General features: G+C 73.0%; 18 protein-coding genes. 6 read left to right on the top strand and 12 right to left on the bottom strand.

The features are described from left to right. Window positions 1-399 precede the first annotated feature (399 nt). Complete coding sequence (locus IE294_RS30765; protein WP_189891489.1) at window positions 400-1,407, bottom strand: stage II sporulation protein M; 1,008 nt, start codon at window positions 1,405-1,407, stop codon at window positions 400-402. A gap of 143 nt (window positions 1,408-1,550) precedes the next feature. Here IE294_RS30765 and IE294_RS30770 point away from each other — a divergent pair, with 143 nt between their 5' ends. After that, window positions 1,551-2,459: an RDD family protein gene (locus tag IE294_RS30770; RefSeq protein ID WP_189891490.1), complete on the top strand. Its 909-nt coding sequence runs from the start codon at window positions 1,551-1,553 to the stop codon at window positions 2,457-2,459. Between the two features lie 57 nt (window positions 2,460-2,516). Here IE294_RS30770 and IE294_RS30775 read toward each other — a convergent pair whose 3' ends face one another. Next, a complete protein-coding gene (locus IE294_RS30775) occupies window positions 2,517-3,131 on the bottom strand; it encodes a hypothetical protein (protein WP_189891491.1) in 615 nt (204 codons plus the stop codon). A 303-nt stretch (window positions 3,132-3,434) separates the two neighbouring features. Further along, window positions 3,435-4,892, bottom strand: a complete 1,458-nt coding sequence (ahcY, locus tag IE294_RS30780) for an adenosylhomocysteinase (protein WP_189891492.1) — start codon at window positions 4,890-4,892, stop codon at window positions 3,435-3,437. A 517-nt stretch (window positions 4,893-5,409) separates the two neighbouring features. Between ahcY and lepB the strand changes: the two genes are divergently transcribed. Further along, window positions 5,410-5,967: a signal peptidase I gene (gene lepB, locus IE294_RS30785; RefSeq protein WP_189891627.1), complete on the top strand. Its 558-nt coding sequence runs from the start codon at window positions 5,410-5,412 to the stop codon at window positions 5,965-5,967. Window positions 5,968-5,988: 21 nt separating this feature from the next. On the opposite strand, the gene IE294_RS30790 is transcribed toward lepB, so the two are convergent. The 6 genes from IE294_RS30790 to IE294_RS30815 all read right to left on the bottom strand — a co-directional run bounded on the left by IE294_RS30790 (window position 5,989) and on the right by IE294_RS30815 (window position 11,820). Next, entirely contained in the window at window positions 5,989-6,969 is a 981-nt protein-coding gene (locus IE294_RS30790) for a cation diffusion facilitator family transporter (protein WP_189891493.1), read from the bottom strand. A gap of 168 nt (window positions 6,970-7,137) precedes the next feature. Next, window positions 7,138-8,289 (bottom strand): mannose-6-phosphate isomerase, class I, encoded by a 1,152-nt coding sequence (gene manA, locus IE294_RS30795; RefSeq protein WP_189891494.1) that lies wholly within the window; start codon window positions 8,287-8,289, stop codon window positions 7,138-7,140. 106 nt (window positions 8,290-8,395) lie between these two features. Then, the gene (locus IE294_RS30800; RefSeq protein WP_189891496.1) at window positions 8,396-9,523 is read right to left on the bottom strand and encodes an SIS domain-containing protein; all 1,128 of its coding nucleotides are present in this window, start codon (window positions 9,521-9,523) and stop codon (window positions 8,396-8,398) included. A 55-nt stretch (window positions 9,524-9,578) separates the two neighbouring features. Further along, a complete protein-coding gene (locus tag IE294_RS30805; RefSeq protein ID WP_014673093.1) occupies window positions 9,579-9,749 on the bottom strand; it encodes a Trm112 family protein in 171 nt (56 codons plus the stop codon). Between the two features lie 73 nt (window positions 9,750-9,822). After that, window positions 9,823-11,187: a phosphomannomutase/phosphoglucomutase gene (locus IE294_RS30810; protein WP_189891497.1), complete on the bottom strand. Its 1,365-nt coding sequence runs from the start codon at window positions 11,185-11,187 to the stop codon at window positions 9,823-9,825. 207 nt (window positions 11,188-11,394) lie between these two features. Continuing rightward, window positions 11,395-11,820: a DUF3499 domain-containing protein gene (locus tag IE294_RS30815; protein ID WP_014673095.1), complete on the bottom strand. Its 426-nt coding sequence runs from the start codon at window positions 11,818-11,820 to the stop codon at window positions 11,395-11,397. A gap of 351 nt (window positions 11,821-12,171) precedes the next feature. On the opposite strand from IE294_RS30815, the gene IE294_RS30820 reads away from it, so the two are divergent. Next, entirely contained in the window at window positions 12,172-12,558 is a 387-nt protein-coding gene (locus IE294_RS30820) for a metallopeptidase family protein (RefSeq protein ID WP_189891499.1), read from the top strand. 80 nt (window positions 12,559-12,638) lie between these two features. Here the strand turns inward: IE294_RS30820 and IE294_RS30825 are convergent, their stop codons facing one another. From IE294_RS30825 to IE294_RS30835, 3 genes are all read right to left on the bottom strand, one after another. After that, a complete protein-coding gene (locus IE294_RS30825; protein ID WP_189891501.1) occupies window positions 12,639-14,147 on the bottom strand; it encodes a DUF5719 family protein in 1,509 nt (502 codons plus the stop codon). Beyond that, window positions 14,144-17,878: a glycosyltransferase family 2 protein gene (locus tag IE294_RS30830; RefSeq protein WP_229917439.1), complete on the bottom strand. Its 3,735-nt coding sequence runs from the start codon at window positions 17,876-17,878 to the stop codon at window positions 14,144-14,146. Before IE294_RS30830 ends, IE294_RS30825 begins: the two co-directional genes overlap by 4 nt. 196 nt (window positions 17,879-18,074) lie before the next feature. Further along, on the bottom strand, window positions 18,075-18,338 hold the full coding sequence (locus IE294_RS30835) for a WhiB family transcriptional regulator (protein WP_003975777.1): 264 nt from the start codon (window positions 18,336-18,338) through the stop codon (window positions 18,075-18,077). 688 nt (window positions 18,339-19,026) lie between these two features. Here IE294_RS30835 and IE294_RS30840 point away from each other — a divergent pair. Genes IE294_RS30840 through IE294_RS30850 form a run of 3 tightly spaced genes read left to right on the top strand, consistent with a single transcriptional unit; the run spans window position 19,027 to window position 21,861 of the window. After that, the gene (locus tag IE294_RS30840; RefSeq protein ID WP_189891503.1) at window positions 19,027-19,545 is read left to right on the top strand and encodes a cysteine dioxygenase; all 519 of its coding nucleotides are present in this window, start codon (window positions 19,027-19,029) and stop codon (window positions 19,543-19,545) included. Window positions 19,546-19,579: 34 nt separating this feature from the next. Beyond that, complete coding sequence (gene cofD, locus IE294_RS30845; RefSeq protein ID WP_189814207.1) at window positions 19,580-20,539, top strand: 2-phospho-L-lactate transferase; 960 nt, start codon at window positions 19,580-19,582, stop codon at window positions 20,537-20,539. Continuing rightward, window positions 20,536-21,861: a coenzyme F420-0:L-glutamate ligase gene (locus tag IE294_RS30850; protein WP_189891505.1), complete on the top strand. Its 1,326-nt coding sequence runs from the start codon at window positions 20,536-20,538 to the stop codon at window positions 21,859-21,861. The genes cofD and IE294_RS30850 overlap by 4 nt, the downstream gene beginning before the upstream one ends. Window positions 21,862-21,927 lie beyond the last annotated feature (66 nt).

Consider the following 21,927-nt stretch of genomic DNA (forward strand, 5'->3'; position numbering starts at 1 on the left):
AAGGAACGGTCGCTTCCTTTGTACTCACCCTCTCGGGCTTTCCTCCGGGCGCTTCCCTTCGGTCTTGCGTTTCCGACTCTATCAGATCTTTTCTCGATCCGATTTCCTCGGTGCTTTCCAGGTTCCCGCTCTCGCGTTTCCCTTTCCGGCGGTTCCGACTTTATCAGAAGTTTTTGGCCGGTCGAACCAGCCGCTCATTTCTGAGTAATCGGGGGGTGCTTCTCGGAATGTCACTCAGGACTTCTGAGGAAGCTCATGGATTCTATCGGCCGCCGGGGAGCTTGTCCAGCTCCGGGCAACTGTTTGAATCTACCTCCCCACTCCCTCCGTGTCAACGGCTCTCGTGGGGCGAAGAGGAGATTAGCAGCTCACAGGGGTCGAGCGCACATCCGCCGGCCGTCAGGCGGCCGTGGGGACCGATGCGCTGCGGTCCATCGCTTCGAGATCGCCCGTCTCACCTGCGCGTGCGGCACGTCCGCCCAGTACGTAGACGTACGCCAGGAACCCCAGCTCGGCCGCGACACCAATGCCGATGCGGGCCCAGGTCGGCAGGCCGGAGGGGGTGACGAAGCCTTCGATGGCTCCGGAGACGAACAGGACCAGGGCGAGTCCGATCGCCATGCCGACGGCGGCCCGTCCCTCCTCCGCGAGCGCCGCGCGCCGGGTGCGCGGGCCGGGGTCGATGACGGTCCAGCCGAGGCGCAGGCCCGTACCGGCGGCGACGAACACCGCGGTCAGTTCGAGCAGGCCGTGCGGGAGGACCAGGCCGAGGAAGGTGTCGAGGCGGCCGGCCGAGGACATGAGGCCGAAGCCGACGCCCAGGTTGAGCATGTTCTGGAAGAGGATCCAGAGGACGGGCAGCCCGAGGAAGACGCCCAGGACCAGGCACATCGCCGCCGCTTGGGCGTTGTTCGTCCACACCTGGGCCGCGAAGGCGGCTGCCGGATGGCTGGAGTAGTAGGTCTCGTACTCACCGCCGGGCCGGGTCAGCTCGCGCAGCTGGCCGGGTGCCGCGATGGACGACTGCACCTCGGGGTGGGTGCCGATCCACCAGCCCAGGAGGATGGCGACGGCGGTGGAGACCAGCGCGGTGGGCACCCACCAGTGACGGGTGCGGTAGACGGCGGCCGGGAAGCCCTGGCCGAGGAAGCGCGTGACGTCTCGCCAGGAGGCGCGGCGGGTGCCGGCGACGGTGCTGCGCGCGCGTGCCACGAGCCGGCTGAGCCGCCCGGTCAGTTGCGGGTCCGGAGCGCTCGACTGGATGAGGGACAGGTGGGTGGCGGTGCGCTGGTAGAGGACGACGAGTTCGTCTGCTTCGGCGCCGGTGAGCCGGCGTCGGCGGCCGAGCAGTGCATCGAGCCGGTCCCATTCGGCTCGGTGTACGGAGACGAAGACGTCCAGGTCCATCGGGTCTGCCTGCTCCTCGGCTGGTCGTCCACGGCTCGTCGTGGGTGCTCGGGCTTGCTGTCAGCTTGTCGTACTGCGGCGCGACGCGCCCTCAGCTTGGCAGACTTGCGGTTCAGGGGGCAGACCAGGGAAGGGCGGCGGGCGTGAGTGAGCTGGTGACGGGCGAGGCGGTGGCGCTCGAACTGCGGCCCGCGAAGCTGCCGAGCAGGGCGCTGGCCGTGTTGTTGGACCTGGTCGTGACGGTGGTCGCGTACATCGTCGTGCTGATGGTGCTGGCCGTGTCGACGGCTTCGCTGGACGAGGCCGCGCAGCTGGCGCTGTCGATCGCGACGTTTCTGCTGGTGCTGGTCGGCGGGCCGATAGCCGTCGAGACGCTCAGTCGCGGGCGTTCGCTGGGGAAGCTGGCGTTCGGGCTCCGGGTGGTGCGGGACGACGGTGGGCCGATCCGCTTCCGGCACGCGCTGGTGCGGGGCGCGATCGGAGTGGTGGAGATCCTGATGACGTTCGGGGTGGTGGCCTCTATCGCCTCGCTGGTCTCGGCCCGGGGGCGACGGCTCGGGGACGTTTTCGCGGGCACCCTGGTCGTGCGGGAGCGGATACCCGCCGGGCGGGCCGGCTTCGTTCCGCCTCCGCCGCCGTGGCTCGTGGGGCGGTTCGCCGGGCTGGACCTGTCGGCGGTCCCGGAGGGGCTGTGGCTCGCCGTCCGGCAGTACCTGACGCGGATGCGGCAGCTTGATCCGCAGGTCTCGACGGGCATGGCGCAGCGGCTGGCGGCCGACCTCGCGGAGCGGACCGGGACGCCGGTGCCGCGGGATCTGCCTCCCGCCGCTTTCCTGGCGGCCGTGGTGCACGAGCGGCAGTCCCGTGAGGCCCGGCAGGCGTTCGGAAGGGGCGGCGGCGCGCCGTCCGGCGGCTTCGCTCCACCGGTACCGCGGATGGCATACGGAGCCGCACCGCAGCCGCCGCAGGCCCCTCTCGCCACCTCGTCGGCGCCGCCGCGGGAGGAGTCGCGGGCCGACCGGCCGGCCACGGGGTTCGCGCCGCCGGCGTAGGCGCGGAGTGTGGTCCCACCGTGCTCGCCGCACCCGGGGCCGCCGGAGGTACCGGGGTCAGTCGAATCGCGACGGTGGGGACTGGAGGTCTTCCAGCTCGATCCCTGGCGCGGCGAGGACGACGTCGCCGGCGATGTGGACGGTGTGCTGTTCCCCGGTGTCCAGGGCTGTGACCTGGTATTCGTCCACGGTCAGGGGGCCGCTGTCAGTGGCGTGTGCTTCGCTGTTCACCAGAGCCCAGGACTGGTCCACGGTGCGGGGGGCGAGGACGGGGTCGGTGAAGGCCACGAGGCGTACGCGGGTCGCGGCGGACGAGGGGGTGAGGCGCAGGAGCCGGGCGGTGGCGACGAGGAACGCGGGGGACGTGCCGGTGAAGGCGTGGGCGCGCACATTGCCTTCGGTGGCTTGGGTGCCGGTGGGGTCGGTGCGGACCCAGGTGACGCCGTCGAGGGCGGCGCCGCGCACCTGCCAGTCACCCGCGTGGAGTTCGAGGCGGAGGGGACGGCCGAGGTCGTCCAGGGCGAGGTCGACCGAGCCGCGGTGGTCGCCGGCGGGGCCGGTCAGCCGGGAGACATAGCGCCAGCCGGACGGGCCGGGGGCGCACTGGAAGTGTTCGTCCGCGAGGGGGGTGTGATCGTGCGGATCGTGGAGCGAATAACGGCCGCGGGGCATGGGGGTCCTGGGTTTTGACGGGCTGATCCGGCCGGGAGGCATGGGTCCGGAAGCGGTGCGGCGAGTGCGGCGAGGGGTCCCGCAGATTCCTGGCTCCCTAAGACTCCTGGTCCCGGAAGCCATGGGTCGGGGCGCCGAGGGGCAGGCACTCCGGTGGCCGGAGGGGCAGGCCCTCAGGGAACCAAAGGGGCAGGCCCCCGGCACGGGGGTGCGGGGGGCCTGCCTCGGAGGACCTGCTGCCGGGGAGGGTGCGTCGGTGCACCGGCGCACTCCCCCGGCGGGCCGGACTACGCGATCGCCGGATCAGTAGCGGTAGTGGTCCGGCTTGTACGGGCCGTCGACCTCCACGCCGATGTACGAGGCCTGCTCCGGGCGCAGCTTGGTGAGCTTGACGCCGAGCGCGTCCAGGTGGAGGCGGGCGACCTTCTCGTCGAGGTGCTTGGGCAGCACGTAGACGCCGATCGGGTACGCGTCGGGCTTGGTGAACAGCTCGATCTGGGCCAGGGTCTGGTCCGCGAAGGAGTTGGACATCACGAACGACGGGTGGCCGGTGGCGTTGCCCAGGTTCAGCAGGCGGCCCTCGGACAGCACGATGATCTTCTTGCCGTCGGGGAAGGTCCAGGTGTGGACCTGCGGCTTGACCTCGTCCTTGACGATGCCGGGGACCTTGGCGAGGCCGGCCATGTCGATCTCGTTGTCGAAGTGGCCGATGTTGCCGACGATGGCCTGGTGCTTCATCTTGGCCATGTCCGAGGCCATGATGATGTCCTTGTTGCCGGTCGTGGTGATGAAGATGTCGGCCTTGTCGATGACCTCGTCGAGGGTCGTGACCTGGTAACCGTCCATCGCGGCCTGGAGGGCGCAGATCGGGTCGATCTCGGTGACGATCACGCGGGCGCCCTGGCCGCGCAGGGACTCGGCGCAGCCCTTGCCCACGTCGCCGTAGCCGCAGATGACGGCGGTCTTGCCGCCGATCAGGACGTCGGTGGCGCGGTTGATGCCGTCGACCAGGGAGTGGCGGCAGCCGTACTTGTTGTCGAACTTCGACTTGGTGACGGCGTCGTTGACGTTGATCGCCGGGAAGAGGAGGACGCCGTCGCGCTGCATCTCGTACAGGCGGTGGACACCGGTGGTGGTCTCCTCGGTGACGCCGCGGATCTCCGAGGCGAGCTGGGTCCACTTCTGGGGGTTCTCGCCCAGGGTGCGGTGCAGCAGCTGGAGGATGACGCGGTGCTCGTCGGACTCGGCGGTGTCGAGGGCGGGGACCTCGCCGGCCTTCTCGTACTCGACGCCCTTGTGGACGAGGAGGGTGGCGTCACCACCGTCGTCCAGGATCATGTTCGGACCGCCGGTGGGGCTGTCCGGCCAGGTCAGTGCCTGCTCGGTGCACCACCAGTACTCCTCCAGGGTCTCGCCCTTCCAGGCGAAGACCGGGACGCCCTGCGGGTTGTCCGGCGTGCCGTTCGGCCCGACCGCGATGGCGGCGGCGGCGTGGTCCTGGGTGGAGAAGATGTTGCAGGAGGCCCAGCGGACCTGGGCGCCGAGGGCGACCAGGGTCTCGATGAGCACGGCGGTCTGCACGGTCATGTGCAGCGAGCCGGTGACGCGGGCGCCGGCGAGCGGCTGGGCCTCGGCGTACTCCTTGCGGATCGCCATCAGGCCGGGCATCTCGTGCTCGGCGAGGGTGATCTCCTTGCGGCCGAACTCGGCCAGCGAGAGGTCGGCGACCTTGAAGTCCTGTCGGTTCTCGACAGTCGTCATTACGAGCTGCTCCTCGGGGTTGGGTCGAGGTGGGTACGGCTGGTCTGCGCGGCGGCGGACACAGGGGTGCCCAAGAAGAGGACACAGGCATGCCCGCGTACGCGCAGCGCAGTCCGTCGGAGGCCCTCTCTCCCTCGGTCGGTCCGCGCGGGACCGCCCGACCGCCATCAGCAGCGACGTCTGGCTCCGTCCCAAGCTACACGGTCGGCCCGGTCGGCCCCAGTCCGCCTGAGCATTCGATGGGTCGGGCGCGCGGCGTTTTCGTCGGCGGGGGCCGGTGACGGATCAGGGCGCGTCGAGCGGTCACGGCGAGCCCGGCGGCGCAGAACGTTCACAGAGGGCCGCTGTCCTCCGCGCCGCGGACGGGCCGCGTGGGGAGGGGCGGGACATGGCGGGCAGAGGGCGGGGACTGGGGGTCGCGGCGCTGATGGTGGGGCTGCTGGGTGTGGTGCTGGCCGGCGGTGCCTTCGTCTACGGGCGCGGCGCGTACGGCACGGGCACGCAGCCGAGCCGGAACATGGAGCCGACGTACCAGCGGGGTGACCGGATCATCTGGGAGCGGGTGGACGGGAGTGAGGTGCGGCGCGGGGACGTCGTGGTGTTCTCGATGCCCGGGCGCTACCGGGCCGAGGGTGTTTTCATGCAGCGGGTGATCGGCGTGGGCGGTGACCGTGTGGCGTGCTGCACGACCGTGGGCTCCGAGGAGCGGGTCACCGTGAACGACGAGCCGGTCAGGGAGCCGTATGTCTACGAGGGGGACGCCGACGGTGTGCACCGGCCGTACGACGTGAAGGTGCCGCGGGGCCGGCTGTTCCTGATGGGTGACCACCGGTCCGACTCGATGGACTCCCGCTTCTTCGCCGCCGATCACGGCGGGACCGTGCCGGTGGACGCCGTGCGGGGGCGGGTGACGGACGACCGTACGGGTCCAGCTCTGCTGGGCACGGTCCTGCTCGTGGGCGATCTGCTGGTCCTCACCGGTGCCGGGCTGGGGATCGCCGCCGTGGTGGTGCGGCGGCGGAAGGCGCCGACGGTGCCGCCGGCGCCTTGGCCCACGCAGCCGGCTCAGGGCTGAGGGGCGTACCGCCCGGCTTGCTCAGTGACCCGCCGGGTGCGGGGTCGGGCCGCCCGGGGTCGCCGCCGGGTCCGGGCCCTTGGCGGCCTCGGCCTCGCTGTAGATGTCCGGTTCCAGGTAGATGACGCGGGCGATGGGGACGGCGGCGCGGATGCGGGCCTCGGCGGCGTTGATGGCGCCGGCGACCTCGGTGGCCGTGTCGTCGTGCTGGACGGCGATCTTCGCGGCGATCAGCAGCTCCTCCGGACCGAGGTGGAGGGTGCGCATGTGGATGATGCGGGTGACGGTGTCGCCGTCGACGATCGCGGCCTCGATCTTCTTTATGTCGTCGAGCCCGGCGGCCTCGCCGAGCAGCAGCGACTTGGTCTCGGCGGCCAGGACGAGGGCGATCAGGACGAGCAGGACACCGATGCAGAGGGTGCCGACGCCGTCCCAGACGCCGTCGCCGGTGAGCAGGGAGAGGCCGACGCCGCCGAGGGCGAGGACCAGGCCGATGAGCGCGCCGAAGTCCTCCAGGAGGACGACGGGCAGCTCGGGTGCCTTGGCGCGGCGGATGAACTCCTTCCAGGAGAGCGTGCCGCGCAGGCCGTTGGACTCCTTGATGGCCGTGCGGAAGGAGAAGCCCTCGGCGATGATCGCGAAGACGAGGACGCCGACCGGCCAGTACCAGTGCTCCAGGTCGTGCGGGTGGCGGACCTTCTCGTAGCCCTCGTAGATGGCGAACATGCCGCCGATGGAGAAGAGGACGATCGAGACGAGGAAGGCGTAGATGAACCGCTCGCGGCCGTAGCCGAAGGGGTGCTGCGGGCTCGCCTGGCGCTGCGCCTTCTTGCCGCCGACGAGCAGCAGGAACTGGTTGCCGGAGTCGGCGAGCGAGTGGACGCCCTCGGCGAGCATCGAGGAGGAGCCGCTGAACGCGAACGCCACGAACTTCGATGCCGCGATGGCGAGATTGGCGCCGAGTGCCGCCACGATCGCCTTGGTACCGCCTGACGCGCTCATGTGGTCGCGTTGTCCCTTCGCCTCTGTCGTCCTGGTGCGTCCGTCCGGACGAGTGCCCGGCTTTGCCCGGCCTTTGCCGGTGGGCCATTCTTGCAGCCCGGCCGGGCACTGGTGCGTCAGGTATCCACAACCCCGGTCATATGATCCACAGGCCGTCCACGGCCTCGGTCACACGATCACGGTGGCGCGGAAGACGGTGCCCGCGCCGCTGATCTTTGCCTGCTCGCCGGCCGGAACGAAGACCGACTGGCCGGGGCGCAGTTCGTACTCGCCGGCCCGGACGGTGCCGGCCGTGCAGAGCAGGATCTGCGAGGTGTCCCGGGTGAGGTCGTGGGCGGCGCCGCCCTCGGGGAGGACGTACCGGGAGAGCCGGAACTCGTCGATCGGGGTCTCGTAGACCTCCTCCCCCTCCGGGGAGGCCTCCGGGCGCAGCACGCCCGGGTCCATGGGCTCGAAGCGGACGATCCGCAGGAGTTCGGGGACGTCGACGTGCTTGGGGGTCAGGCCGCAGCGCAGGACGTTGTCGGAGTTGGCCATGATCTCGACGCCGAGGCCGTTGAGATAGGCGTGCGGGATGCCGGCGCCGAGGTACAGGGCCTCGCCGGGCTGGAGCCGGACGTGGTTGAGCAGCATGGCCGCGATGACGCCGGGGTCGCCAGGGTAGTGGCGGGCGATGTCGCCGTAGGGGGCGTAGGCACCGCCGAGGCGGGTGCAGGCGGCGGTGGTCTCGGCGACCGCGTGGGCCATCTCCTCCGGGTCGGCGCTGAGGATCGCGGTGAGGACCTCGCGCAGGGCCGCTTCCGCGGGGTGTGCGTGCAGCAGGTCGATGTAGGGCTTGAGGGAGTCGACGCCGAGTCCGTCGAGCAGGTCGGCGGCCTGGACCGGGTCGCGGAAACCGCACAGGCCGTCGAACTCGGTGAGGGCGCAGATCAGTTCGGGCTTGTGGTTGGCGTCCTTGTAGTTGCGGTAGGGGGCGTCGACCGGGATGCCGCGCCGCTCCTCGTCGGCGTACCCCTCCTTGGCCTGCTTCAGGTCGGGGTGCACCTGGAGGGACAGGGGCGCGCCGGCGGCGAGGATCTTGAGCAGGAACGGCAGGTGGGGGCCGAACCTGGCGACCGCGCGGGCGCCGAGTTCCCGCTCCGGGTCGGCGTCGATGACCTCGGCGAGGGTCCCGCGCGCGGTGCGTGACGGGGCGCCCGGATGCGCGCCCATCCACATCTCCGCCTGGGGTTCCCCGGTCGGCTCGACGCCGAGGAGGTGCGGTATGGCGGTGGGAGAACCCCAGGCGTAGGGGCGGATGGTGTTGTCGAGGCGGTCCATGTGTCTTCTCTGTCTCCGTACGTACGCTGCTCGGCCGCACCGGCGACTGTGCCGGTCGCGGTGCCGGGGGCGGGGCGGGCTCGGGGTCGTCCGGCCCGGAGCAGGATCAGGCCCCGGAAGCGAGTGCCAGGTAAACGGCGGCGAAATCCGTGACGGCGATCAGTTCCGCGAGGGTCTCCAGTTCGCCGCCCTCCTCCGGTTCGAGTTCGCTGATCGCGGTGTCGTGGCTGAGGGCCACGTCACGGGCGGCGGGGGCGGCGGTGAGGCCGCTGATCGGGCGGTCGCGGAGCAGCACCACGCGCGCGTGCAGCGCGGGCGGCTCCTCGACGCGGTCGCGGAAGAAGTCCTCCGGGTCGGCGCTGGCGGCGAGCGGGCCGGCCAGCAGGGCGCTGTGCGCGGCGAGCGCCTCGGGCAGTTCGGCGACCAGGGCGGGGCGGCCGGCGAGTTCGGCGAGCGCGGCGGCGAAGCGGCGGCCCGCCGGACCGGCCGAGGGCCCTTCCGTCCACACCAGGGGGAGCGCGTCGGCGAGTTCGGCGGCGAGGGTCTTCGCCGGGTTGCTGTAGGTCGCGATGGCGGGGCCGCAGCGCTCCGCGATGTGGTCGAGGCGGTCGGCGGCCTTCTCCAGGGCGTCCGGCGGGGCGGCGATCAGGCCGATCCGGTCCAGGAGCGCGAGCAGCGGGGTCAGCAGCGCCCAGAAGACGCCCGGGGAGGACGCGGCGAGCGGTTCCTCCTGGTCGTACGGCGCCGTCGCCATCGGTACGAACAGGCCGTGCGCGCCGGCGACCGCTTCGGCGAGCGGGGTGCGGGGCGGGGCCACGGCGACGACCGAGCAGCCACGGCGGTATGCCTGGTCGGCGAGGAGGGACAGGCTCGGTTCGCTGCCGTCCGGGGTGGCGATCAGCAGCAGGTCCACGGAGCCGGCCCAGCCCGGGAGTTCCCAGCGCAGGGCGCCCGCGGCCGGGGCGACGCCGGCCGGGGCGAGCCGGACGACGGGGCTGCCGGGGCCGGCCAGGGTGCCGAGGAGGTCGGCGGTGTGGGTGGCGGCGGCGCCGGGGCCCGCGATGAGGACCGCGCGGGGGCGGCCATCGGGCTTGAGCTCGCCGACGCCGGCCTCGGTGGCGTGCCGGGCGGCGGTGCGCACGCGGGCGCCGGCCTCCGCCGCGCCGCGGAGCAGACCCCGGTGGTCGGCCTCCGCGAGGCCCTCCGGGGTGTCGAGCAGCGATTCGTCCAGCATGGGCGGCAGCCTCCGATCGCCGGGATCCTGGGGTGCTACGAGGTGACGGGCCCCGTCACTCGGGGCGGCGGGCCTCGTCGACCAGCAGGACCGGGATGCCGTCGCGGACCGGGTAGGCGAGGCCGCAGTCCTGGCCCGTGCAGATCAGCTCGGTGTCCTGCTCCTTCAGGGGGGCATGGCAGGCCGGGCAGGCGAGGATCTCCAGGAGGCCGGCTTCGAGCGGCATGTGCTGTCCCTTCAGAGGGCGTACGGGTGTCTGTGCATATGCCTGGTCAGCGTACCGCTCATGGGCAGGCCGCTCAGCCCCTGATGATCGCCAGTGCCTCGTCGCGGATCTTCGTCATGGTGGCCTCGTCCTTCGCCTCGGCGTTCAGGCGGAGGAGCGGTTCCGTGTTGGACGGGCGGACGTTGAACCACCAGTCGGCCGCGGCGACCGTGAGGCCGTCGAGGTCGTCGAGGGTGACGCCGGCGCGGCCCTCGTACGCGGTGCGGATCGCGGCGAGGCGGGCGGACTGGTCGGCGACGGTGGAGTTGATCTCGCCGGAACCGGCGTAGCGGTCGTACTGGGCGACCAGGGCGGACAGCGGGCCCTCCTGGCCGCCGAGGGCGGCGAGGACGTGCAGGGCGGCCAGCATGCCCGTGTCGGCGTTCCAGAAGTCCTTGAAGTAGTAGTGGGCGGAGTGCTCGCCGCCGAAGATCGCGCCGCTGCGGGCCATCTCCGCCTTGATGAAGGAGTGGCCGACGCGGGTGCGGACGGGGGTGCCGCCGTTCTCCTTCACCACCTCCGGGACCGTGCGGGACGTGATCAGGTTGTGGATGACCGTGCCCCTGCCGCCGTTGCGGGCCAGTTCGCGGGCGGCGACCAGCGCGGTGATCGCGGACGGGGAGACCGGGTCGCCGTTCTCGTCCACGACGAAGCAGCGGTCGGCGTCGCCGTCGAAGGCGATGCCGAGGTCGGCGCCCTCCGCCGGGACCCGCTTCTGGAGGTCCACCAGGTTGGCCGGGTCGAGCGGGTTGGCCTCGTGGTTCGGGAAGGTGCCGTCCAGTTCGAAGTACATCGGGACGAGGGTCAGGGGCAGGCCGGCGAAGACCGGGGGGACCGTGTGGCCGCCCATGCCGTTGCCGGCGTCGACCACGACCTTCAGGGGGCGGATGGCGGTGAGGTCGACCAGGGAGCGGAGGTACGCCGCGTAATCCTCCAACGTCTCGCGCGCGCAGAGGGTTCCCGGCCGGTCCACGGGGTCCGGGGCGCCCTGCGCCAGCCAGCGCTCGACGCGTTCGCGGATCTGCCCGAGACCCGTGTCCTGGCCGACGGGGGCGGCGCCCGCGCGGCACAGCTTGATGCCGTTGTACCGGGCCGGGTTGTGGGAGGCCGTGAACATCGCGCCCGGCAGGTCCAGCGCGCCGGAGGCGTAGTACAGCTGGTCCGTGGAGCACAGGCCGATCTCGGTGACGTCCGCACCGCGGTCCGCCGCGCCGCGCGCGAAGGCGCGGGAGAGGCCGGGGGACGAGGGCCGCATGTCGTGGCCGACGACGATGGCCGTCGCTCCCGTCACCTCCGCGAAGGCGGCGCCGAAGAGTCCGGCCAGTGCCTCGTCCCACTGGTCCGGGACCACTCCGCGCACGTCGTACGCCTTCACGATCTGCGACAGATCAGCAGTCACGGCCAACCCTCCTGAAGTCCTATGGGTGCCCACAAACTACCCGTCGGGAGCGAGGGCGCCCGCGCGGACACCGGCCGGACGCTCGGTGGGCCCTCTTCCGTAACGCCCGGAGGGTCCGACCGTCACGCGGGGCGGGGGTGGCGCGGGGTGGCGTTCGGCCGTGGCGCGCGGTGGGGCCTCAGGCGTGGTGCCGGCCGGCCGACGCGCTCAGTTGTCCGGGGAGCGCAGGACCCTCAGGTGGCCGCGGCGGGCGACCTCCATGGGGTCGGCGGCGCGCGATCCGCCGCCGCCCGCCTCGGCCGCGCGCTCCTGCGGGCGGGCCGCCTCGCGCACGGCGTTGGCAAGGGCTTCCAGGTCGTCCCCGCTGGGCCGCGCGGGCGCGGAGGCGTCGAGGAGTCGTACGACCTCCCAGCCGCGCGGGGCGGTGAGGCGCTCGGAGTGCTCGGCGCACAGGTCGTAGCAGTGGGGTTCGGCGTAGGTGGCGAGCGGGCCGAGGACCGCGGTCGAGTCGGCGTAGACGTACGTCAGCGTCGCGACGGCGGGTCGGCCGCAGGCGGTGCGCGAACAGCGACGTACAGGGCTCACGACGTTGGACGGTACCGCACTCTTGAGCGGGCCGCGACGACTCTCCACCAGGTCACTCCCCCGTGTCGTGCTGTGAAACGCCCCACACACCCCTTTGAGCGGACTTCGTTGACCTGCATGGACGCATGTCCGGCGGGTGCCGGGCGGGACCGTGTCCGGTCATGAGCCGGTACAAACACCGTCAATTGCCTTGAGTTCGGCGGTCTCGGAGAGTTACGGAAACGAGCCAGACCTTGGCTGAAATGGTCATCCTGTGACATGCGGAGGCATGGGCCGGTTGCCGCACGGAGCCGGACGTGCGGAGGGCGCGGGGACTACCCTTCACCAGTGATGGACAACCGTGTACCGCCCCGTGCCGCCGGCCCCGGGCCCCGTCGCCGTGATCGCCACGGGCGGGGCATGCGAGGGCCGATCGCGCCGCCGCAGGTGCCGCTGGCGGCCAGCCGCGCCGAGGTGTTCGCGGACCTGGTGCAGGACTCCGTGGAACGTCTTGAGCGGCGGTGGCCGCAACTGGCCGACATCGACTTCCTGGTGCTGGAGGTGCCCCGGCTGGAGGGGCGCGGGGATCAGGCGGCATGGACGGACGACGCCGTTCCGCTCGGGGGGATCGTCCCCGCGCGGGACGGGCGGCGGGCACGGGTGGTCGTGTACCGGCGGCCGGTGGAGATCCGCACCAAGGGGCGCGACGAGCGGGCCGCGCTGGTGCACGAGGTGGTCGTGGAGCAGGTCGCCGAGCTGCTGGGGCTGACGCCGGAGACCGTGGACCCCCGGTACGGGGAGGACTAGGGCGCTCCCACCGGCGCCCGGTGCCGGTGCCGGGCCGGGCGGGGCGGGTTCGCCCGACGGTGATCGGCCGCCCCGGCCCCTCACTTCTGGAGGATCGACAGGTCCTGCTCCGTCGTCGGTACCGACACCGTTCCGCGGTCGTTCGGGAGGGTCTGGACGGTGAAGGCGGGGACGCCCCCCTCGGTGGCCGCGAGGGTGCGGGAGGCGTAGACGGGGGCGCCGGAGACGGGTTCGACCGTGAGGGCGTACGTGCCCTTCAGGCCCGACGGGACGGGGACGTCGACGTCCTGGGTGGTGCCGGACTTGATCGTGTACGTCTTGGTCACCGCGGTTCCGCCCTCGCTGCCCGCCGACGCCGTCACCTTGACGGTGGCCGTGCCGGTGGGGGCCGTCAGGGCGAGCGTCGTGCCCTTCGCGCTGTTGTCGGCCGCGGTCGCGCGCGTGCCGACGGCGGCCGTGGCCGGGATGAACGCCGTCTCCTTCTTGTCGCCCTTGCCGCGCACCACCTGGAGCGCCGCGACGACCGGGACGCTCTGGTCGGTGGGGGTGAGGAACAGCGAACCGGCCTCGCCACGGGTGACGTCGCCGAGATCGACCGCCGTGGTCATGCCGGCCTTGACGTGCAGGGTCTCGTGGCCGGCCGGGGTGATCAGGCCGCTGGGCGAGGCCAGGCGGATCTTCAGGTCGGCGTCGTCGTCGCCGGGGGCGAAGGCGATCAGGCGGACGTCGGTGGCGTCCTTCGGGATGCCGGGCAGGACCTGGCTGCCGGCCGGGTCGGTGGCGGCGGCCAGCCAGTCGCCGCCCGCCTTGTCGTCCAGGGCCTGCACGGCGGCGCCGACCCGGCCGCTGCGCACGCTGACGTGCACGGTCAGGTCGGTCTGCCGCTCGTCGGTGAGCGTGGAGAGCAGGATCGGCTCGCTCGCGTGCGGCTTGACGGTGAGGTTCTCGCCCAGCGGGGACTTGATCGCGCCGTCCTTGCCGTACAGCTCGATGTCGACCACGGCGGCGGAGTCGTCGGGATTGGTCAGATGGACGTAGTCCGTGCGGCCGGCGGCCGTGCCGGCGCCCGGGAACCAGAACTCGGTGTCCGCGCCTGTGCAGTTGACGCCGAGCAGGCCCCGGCCGCTGCCTACGGCGACCTCGGTGGTCTCCTGGACGGTCCAGCCGGACGCGAACCTGCCGTCCGCGGTGCCGACGAGCGCGGGCGCGTCGGCGCCGGAGATCTCTCCGGTGGCCGGCGTGCCCGGTGCCTTCGGGGTGAGCACCGGCTCGTCGGACTTCTTCCCGGCGCCCTTGCCGCCCTTGCTGCCGTCCGTGCCGTCGGCCGACTGCCCGACGGCCGGCTGGAGTCGGGCCTTGCCGCCGCTCCCGGCACCCTCGGTGACCGGCGTGAACGACGTGTACGCCGTGTCGGCGACGTCCGACGTGCTCGGCGCCGGGCACAGCAGGCTGGTGCGCTCCACGGGCAGCCGGGCCGCCGCCTGGGGTGCGGTGGCGCCGGACGCGGACGGCGAGTCGGTCGCGGCGAACGCGGTGACGGCGGCCAGCGCGGCCGTGCCGGCGATCAGGGACAGGGTGGTGCGGTTCACTGCTGGCTCCCGTCGGGGCGCTGGCTGCCGGTGCCGTGGGGGTCGGGGTACTGGGCCGGGTCATAGCCCTGCTGGGCGGGGTCGTAGGCCGGGTCGTAGCCCTGCTGGTAGGCCGCCGGGTCGTACGGCATCTGGTCGGAGGTGCCGCTGTAGCCGTACGGGTCGTACGGGGCCGTCTGGTAGGGGTCGGGCTGCTGGTACGACTGCTGGTCGTAGCCGGTGGCGGTCCCGTACGGGTCCGCGCCGTACCCGGGGTACCCGGCGTACTCGGCGTGCCCGGCGGTCTCGGCGTGCCCGTAGGTGGCCGGGTCGCTCCCCCAGTCCTCGTTCCGCTCGGCCGGGGGGACACCCGTGTCGTACGCCTGCTGGTGCGGCACGGCGGCCGGGGCCTGCTCGGGCTGAGGCGTGCCGGGCTGTTCCTCGGCGGCGCTCTCCTCCGCCTGGGCGCGCAGGCGGCGGGCGCGGCGGCCCTCGCCCGCGGTGGCCTGGACGGGCAGGGGCTGCTCCTCGGGCAGGTCGTCGTCGACGTCGCGGCGGCGGCCGGGCAGGGCGAGGACGACCAGGACGACGGCGAGCGCGCCCTGTGCCAGGAGCCAGGCCGTGTGGGCGATCGGGGCGTCGTAGGTGACGTCCAGCCTGCCGCCGCCGGAGGGGAGTTGGAAGCCCTGGGCCCAGCCGTCGACCGTGGTCCGGGTGAGCGGCTTGCCGTCGAGGGTGGCCGTCCAGCCCTCGGCGGCGCTGTCGGCGAGGCGCAGGACGCGGCTGCCGGAGCCGGAGGGGATCGTCGTGTGGATCTCCACCGGTCCCGCGGTGACCGGCTGGGCCTTGCCCGAGCCGGAGGCGGGCACGATGGCCGCGCGGCCGACCTCCTGGTCGACGCGCCACAGGGCGCTGCCGTTCTGCTGGCTGAGCCGGGCCAGGCCGGGGGTGGCGTCGAGGACGCGGGTGATGTCGCGCGGGGCGCCCTTGTGGACGAGGACGTACCGCACGGCGAAGCCGCCGAGTTCGTCGGCCTGGTCGGCGCCCGAGCCGGCGACGAGGTTGGCGACGGTCTTGTCCAGGCGGGCGTTGTCGCCGTCGGCGGCGGTGAGTTCGGCGTCGCCCATGCGGGCGCCGGAGCCGCGGACCAGGGTGTAGCGCACGCGCGCGGTGGAGTCGCTGTCGAGGACCAGGGTGCGGGCCTGGTCGCCGCCGCTGGAGTCCTCCGCGACGAACGCGGGCACCTGGGCCGGGTCGCGGCGCTCCAGCGGGCCGTCGGCGCCGCGGATCATCCAGCCGGCGGCGACGAGCAGCGGGCCGGCGGCCGAGGCGAAGGCGATCAGGGCGGCGACCGGCTGGCGCCAGCCGAAGCTCTGCTCGGCCACGCGCGCGCGTGCGCCGTCGGCGCCGAGGGCGGCGGCGGCCAGCAGGGCGATGCCGTAGACGAGGGTCGCCGGTCCGGCCCAGGCGGACTTGTTGGACAGGACCGCGAAGACGAGGCCGGTCAGGGCGACGGCCCAGGCGGTGCGGATGCCCAGCTGCCGCTCGGAGCGCAGCAGGGCGGCGAGCGCGGCGAGCACGATGCCGATGAGCATCAGGCCGTGCACGGTGCCGGGGCCGCCGGGCGCGGCGCCGAGCAGATCGAGCGCGGAGGCGGCCGAGGGGCCGTACTCCAGGCCGGCCTCCTGGAAGAAGCCGGTCGGCAGGAGGGTCAGCGACCAGGGGGCGAGGAGCAGCAGCGGGGTGCCGAGCTGGGCGAGGAAGCGCAGGCCGTGGGCGACGAGGTCGCGGCGGCGCAGCACCAGTACGCCGAGGCCGAGCAGCAGGGCGATGGGCCAGACGATCGGGGTGAAGGCGGTGGTGATGGTCAGCAGCAGCGCGTACGCCCAGGTGGCGCGCCAGCTGCCGCGCGCGCCGGTGCGGCCGGCCAGGCCGCTCGCGGCGATGCCCGCGCGGGCGATGAGCGGCAGCAGCACGGCGAGGACGGCAGTGCCGATGCGGCCTCCGGCCAGGGCGCCGGTGGTGGCGGGCAGGAAGGCGTAGGCGATGGCCGCCCAGGCGCGCAGCAGCCGGGAGGTGACCAGGGGCCGGGAGGCGAAGTAGGCGGTGAACCCGGCGAGCGGCACCGAGCAGACGAGCAGGACGGTGACGGTGAGTCCGGTGGAGCCGAACAGGATCGAGGCGAGGGTGGCGACGATCGCCAGGTACGGGGGCGCGGACGGGCTGCCGCCGACGCCGACCGGGTGCCAGGCGTCCAGGTAGCGGGACCACAGGTCGCCGGCGCCGGCCGGGACGGGCAGCAGGGCCCCGCCGGCGAGCGCGCCGCCGGCGAGCAGGGCGCGGCAGGCGGCGAGGGAGATGAGCAGCAGCGCGAGGAAGAGCACCGGGCCGGGTCTGCGGGCGATCCGCTTGAGCCGGGCGAACTGCTCGACCTCCAGGAACTCGGCGTCGTCGCCGCCGGGCCCGGACTCCACGGCGCCGCCGTGCCGGCCGGCCGAGGCGGTGTCGCCGTCGGTGCCGCTGGAGAAGTTGCCCGCGATCTGCTCCACGGTGGCCCGGATGGTGGCGCCGGGCGGCGGGAACAGCTGGCGCAGTTCCCCCTTGTCGATCTGGGCGGGGCCGCGGCCGCGCCGGGCGGCGATGATCCGCTCGGGCCGCAGCAGGGTGCTCAGCAGGCCGCGGATCTCGTCGACGGCCTGGCCGGGGACCTTGCCGACGAGGTAGGCGAGGGTGCGCAGGACGGTGCCGAGGAGCAGCCGCAGCAGGACCCAGGGCAGCGCGGCCGTACGGGTGTTGGCGAGCAGGGTGTAGACGGCGCCCGCCTTGTCGACCTTGTGCGGGGAGGCGGTGGTGCGGCCCGCGCAGTCGACCGTGCGGCGCTCGCGGGAGGCGGCCTCGGCGTGCCGGACGACGGCGTCGGGGGCGACCAGGACGCGGTGGCCGGCCGTGTGGGCGCGCCAGCACAGGTCGACGTCGTCGCGCATGAGGGGCAGCCGGCGGTCGAAGCCGCCGAGCTGTTCGAAGACGTCGCGGCGGATGAGCATGCCGGCGGTGGAGACGGACAGCACGGTGCGGACGTGGTCGTGCTGGCCCTGGTCCTGCTCACGGCGGTCCAGGCCGGTCCAGCGGCGGCCGGAGTTGGCGATGGAGACGCCGACCTCCAGCAGCTGACGGCGGTCGTACCAGCCGCGCAGCTTGGGGCCGACGACGGCGACGTCGGTGCGGCCGAGTTCGAGTTCGTTGTCGACGACGCGCAGCAGCTGGGCGAGGGCGTCGGGTTCGGGGGCGCAGTCGTCGTGCAGCAGCCACAGCCACTGGACGGGCTCGCCGTGCGGCAGTTCGGGCAGGTCGTAGGCGTCGTCGCGCCAGCTGCGCGTGACCGGGTCCCAGCCGCTGGGGCGCTTGAGGTACGGCAGGTCCTCCGGGGTGAGGAGGGGCGCGGTGCGGCTCGCCTCCTCCACGGCCTGGCCGAAGCCGGTACGGCGGGCCAGGTGCAGCACGTTGGCGTCGCCGAGGGCGTCGGTGAGCAGCCGGGCGGAGTCGTCCGCGCTGCCGGTGTCGGCGGCCACCGCGTACTGGACGGGGCGCTCCTGGCCGAGCAGCCCGGCGAGCGCGTCGGGCAGCCAGCGGGCGCCGTCGTGCGAGACGAGGACCGCGGTCACCACATGACGCGGGAACTCGGGCGGGCGGGCTGGGTCGAACGCTGCTGTGGCGGTGCCGCTTTGGGCTGCCGTATGGCTGTGCACGGACATCGAGGTACGGGCCCCGGTTCGATGGACTGCGGTGGACGCCTGTGCCTCCCCGTGCGTCGAGCGGATCGACCGCGTCGGGACAGCGGGGCGTCTCGGACGAGCGACCACACTATCGGCTGGCCATGACGACGGCCCGCCGCCTGTGGATAACCCACTGGCGACGGGCCGTTCGCGACGTTGGTGGCCGGCCGTACGGTCACACGGCGGCCTTCTTCAGACGGCGGCGTTCCCGCTCGGACAGGCCGCCCCAGATGCCGAAGCGCTCGTCGTTCGCGAGGGCGTACTCGAGGCACTCGGAACGGACCTCGCAGGCGAGGCAGACCTTCTTGGCCTCTCTGGTGGAGCCGCCCTTCTCGGGGAAGAAGGACTCGGGGTCGGTCTGGGCGCACAGCGCGCGCTCCTGCCAGCCGAGTTCCTCGTCCGCGTCGTCGACCAGCAGTTGCTGCACCAGCTCGGTCATGTGCGCCCCTCGTCTGTCTTTCGCGTCCCCGTGCGTAGCCGTTACCGATTTCGGCTGAACGACACGAGTGAAATTACAAGTGTGCTGCTCCGGGCGAGTCAAGCCGAGATCTGCTATTGGGTCCGTTATTCACTCTGCGGAACCAAGGCCGTGCGGAAAGTGTTCAAATCGGCATAAACCTTGACACGCAGCAGGACCCCGGGGGGCGGTCACGACCCCGTACAGATCTCTGTACGGGGAAAGACGCCTCCGCGTTCGATCCCGTTCCGCGAGGCTCAAGCGCTCGGATGTGCCCCATGTGTCCCGACCCCCCGGTGAGCAAACCTTTCACTTTTCAGATGAACCGGATGAGGTGAAACATGTCCCACATACCGGGCGTCGAGTTGACAGTGCGGGTGTGAACCGATGTCCTAGTGGGCATGCTCGCGAACTTGGCACCCACCTCGACCCGCACCGCCGGGTCCCTCGGTGCCGCCCGCGCGCGCTGTAGCTGTTGTTGCTGTTCCAGCTGTTGAGCCAAGCCGCTCCGGCTGTCCCCGAGCCCATCCCGGCCCGGCCGCGTCTCCACGCTCCGTGATCCCTCATCCAGGGCACCCCGCCCGCCCGTGACCCGGGCGGACCGTACGCGTCACCCAGCACCACACCCGGCTCCAGCCCCCCACTCTTCACCGAGGACCACCGAACCCCGATGAACAGCGACAACGACCTCCAGATCGCCGGCGACATCCTCGAAGTCCCGCACCTGCTCCAGCCGCCGCGCGAGCACCCGGCCACGGTCGCCGAGTTCGCGGGCCTCGCCCGCTCGATCGCCGCCGACCGCGCCCAGTGGGCGCACCTCGTCCGCTACGACGCCACCACCCGCTGGTACCACCGGCTGCGCACCGGCCCCGGCTACGAGGTGTGGCTGCTGTCCTGGGTCCCCGGGCAGGGCAGCGGGCGGCACGACCACGGGCGCTCGTCCGGTGTCCTCACCGTCCTGGAGGGCACCCTCACCGAACGCACCGAGCGCGGCACGCACGCGCTGGCGGCGGGCGCGCAGCGGGTGTTCGCGCCGGGCTACGTGCACGAGGTCGTCAACGACGCGCTGGAACCGGCGGTCAGCCTGCACGTGTACTACCCCGGCCTGACCGAGATGCCCATGCACACCTCTCCCCACTGCGAGGCGCACGACGAGGCGCACGGCGGGGCGCGTCCGGTGACTGCCTGACGCGTTGTCGGACCGGCCTGCGAGACTTGCTCCCATGCGCATTGTGGTTCTGGCAGGCGGCATCGGCGGTGCCCGTTTCCTGCGCGGTCTGAAGCGGGCCGTGCCGGACGCGGACGTCACGGTCATCGGCAACACCGGCGACGACATCCACCTCTTCGGGCTCAAGGTCTGCCCGGACCTGGACACGGTGATGTACACGCTGGGCGGCGGCATCAACGAGGAGCAGGGCTGGGGGCGGACGGACGAGACCTTCCACCTCAAGGAGGAACTGGCGGCCTACGGCGTCGGCCCGGAATGGTTCGGGCTCGGCGACCGGGACTTCGCCACGCACATCGTGCGGACGCAGATGCTGGGCGCCGGCTATCCGCTGAGCGCGGTCACCGAGGCGCTGTGCGACCGCTGGAAGCCGGGCGTGCGGCTGATCCCGATGACCGACGACCGCGTCGAGACGCACGTGGCCGTCGAGCTGGACGGGGAGCGCAAGGCGATCCACTTCCAGGAGTACTGGGTGCGGCTGCGGGCCTCCGTCCCGGCCGGGGCGGTCGTCCCGGTCGGCGCCGAGCAGGCCAAACCGGCCCCGGGCGTGCTGGAGGCCATCGCCGAGGCGGACGTGATCCTCTTCCCGCCGTCCAACCCGGTCGTGTCCATCGGCACGATCCTCGCCGTGCCCGGCATCCGCGAGGCCATCGCCGAGGCGGGCGTGCCCGTGGTCGGCCTGTCCCCGATCGTCGGCGACGCGCCCGTGCGCGGCATGGCCGACAAGGTGCTGGCCGCCGTCGGCGTGGAGTCCACGGCCGCCGCGGTCGCCGAGCACTACGGCTCCGGGCTGCTGGACGGCTGGCTGGTCGACACCGTCGACGCGGGCGCGGTCGAGCGGGTCGAGGCGGACGGCATCCGCTGCCGGGCCGTACCGCTGATGATGACCGACGTGGACGCGGCGGCGCGGATGGCACGGGAGGCGCTGGCGCTGGCCGAGGAGGTGCGGGGGGCGTGAGCGACACGGCGTCCGCCGGGGCCGGACGGCCCGGGTACCGCGTGTGGGCCCTGTCCGGTATCCCCGAGGTGCGGCCTGGCGACGACCTCGCCAAGCTGATCGCCGCGACCGAGCCGGGACTGGCCGACGGCGATGTGCTGATCGTCACCTCGAAGATCGTCTCCAAGGCCGAGGGCCGCATCGTGCGGGCGGCCGACCGGGAGGCCGCGATCGACGCCGAGACGGTCCGGGTCGTGGCCCGGCGCGGCCCGCTGCGCATCGTGGAGAACCGGCAGGGCCTGGTCATGGCCGCCGCCGGGGTCGACGCCTCCAACACTCCCGCCGGGACCGTGCTCCTGCTGCCCGAGGACCCGGACGCGTCCGCGCGCGCGATCCGGGCCGGCCTGCGCGCCGCCCTCGGCGTCGACGTCGGCGTCGTCGTCAGTGACACGTTCGGGCGGCCCTGGCGCGCGGGGCTCACCGATGTCGCGATCGGCGCCGCCGGGGTGCGCGTGCTGGACGACCTGCGCGGGGGCACGGACGGGTACGGCAACCCGCTCAGCGCGACCGTCGTCGCCACGGCGGACGAGCTGGCCGCCGCCGGTGACCTGGTCAAGGGCAAGGCGGCGGGCCTGCCGGTGGCCGTGGTGCGCGGGCTGCCCCACACCGTGGCCGACCAGCCCGGGGAGGGGGCCCGGGCCCTGGTGCGCGGCGCGCGGGACGACATGTTCCGGCTCGGCACCTCCGAGGCCGTGCGGGAGGCCGTGACCCAGCGCCGCACCGTGCGGGCGTTCACCGACGAGCCGGTGGACCCCGGCGCGGTCCGGCGCGCAGTGGCCGCCGCCGTCACCGCGCCCGCCCCGCACCACACCACGCCGTGGCGGTTCGTGCTGCTGGAGTCGGAGGAGTCGCGGGTACGGCTGCTCGACGCGATGCGGGACGCCTGGATCGAGGACCTGCGCCGCGACGGCAAGAGCGAGGAGTCCATCGCGAAGCGGATCCGGCGCGGTGACGTGCTGCGCAACGCCCCGTACCTGGTCGTGCCGTGCCTCGTCATGGACGGCTCGCACACCTACGGCGACGCCCGGCGGGACGGTGCCGAGCGGGAGATGTTCGTCGTCGCGATGGGCGCGGGCGTGCAGAACCTGCTGGTCGCGCTGGCCGGGGAGCGGCTGGGCTCGGCGTGGGTGTCGTCCACGATGTTCTGCCGGGACGTGGTGCGCGAGGTGCTTCGGCTGCCGGCGCACTGGGACCCGATGGGAGCGGTGGCGGTCGGCCACCCGGCGGAGGAGCCGAGACCGCGACCGGAGCGGGACGCGGGGGCGTTCCTGGAGGTGCGGTGAGTTCGACGCGGCCCGGTCCGCTCCGGGGCGGCACCGGTGGCGCGTCGAGCGCCTAGTCTCGTAGAC

This window comes from Streptomyces canarius, assembly GCF_014650735.1.
GTDB lineage: Bacteria > Actinomycetota > Actinomycetes > Streptomycetales > Streptomycetaceae > Streptomyces > Streptomyces olivaceoviridis.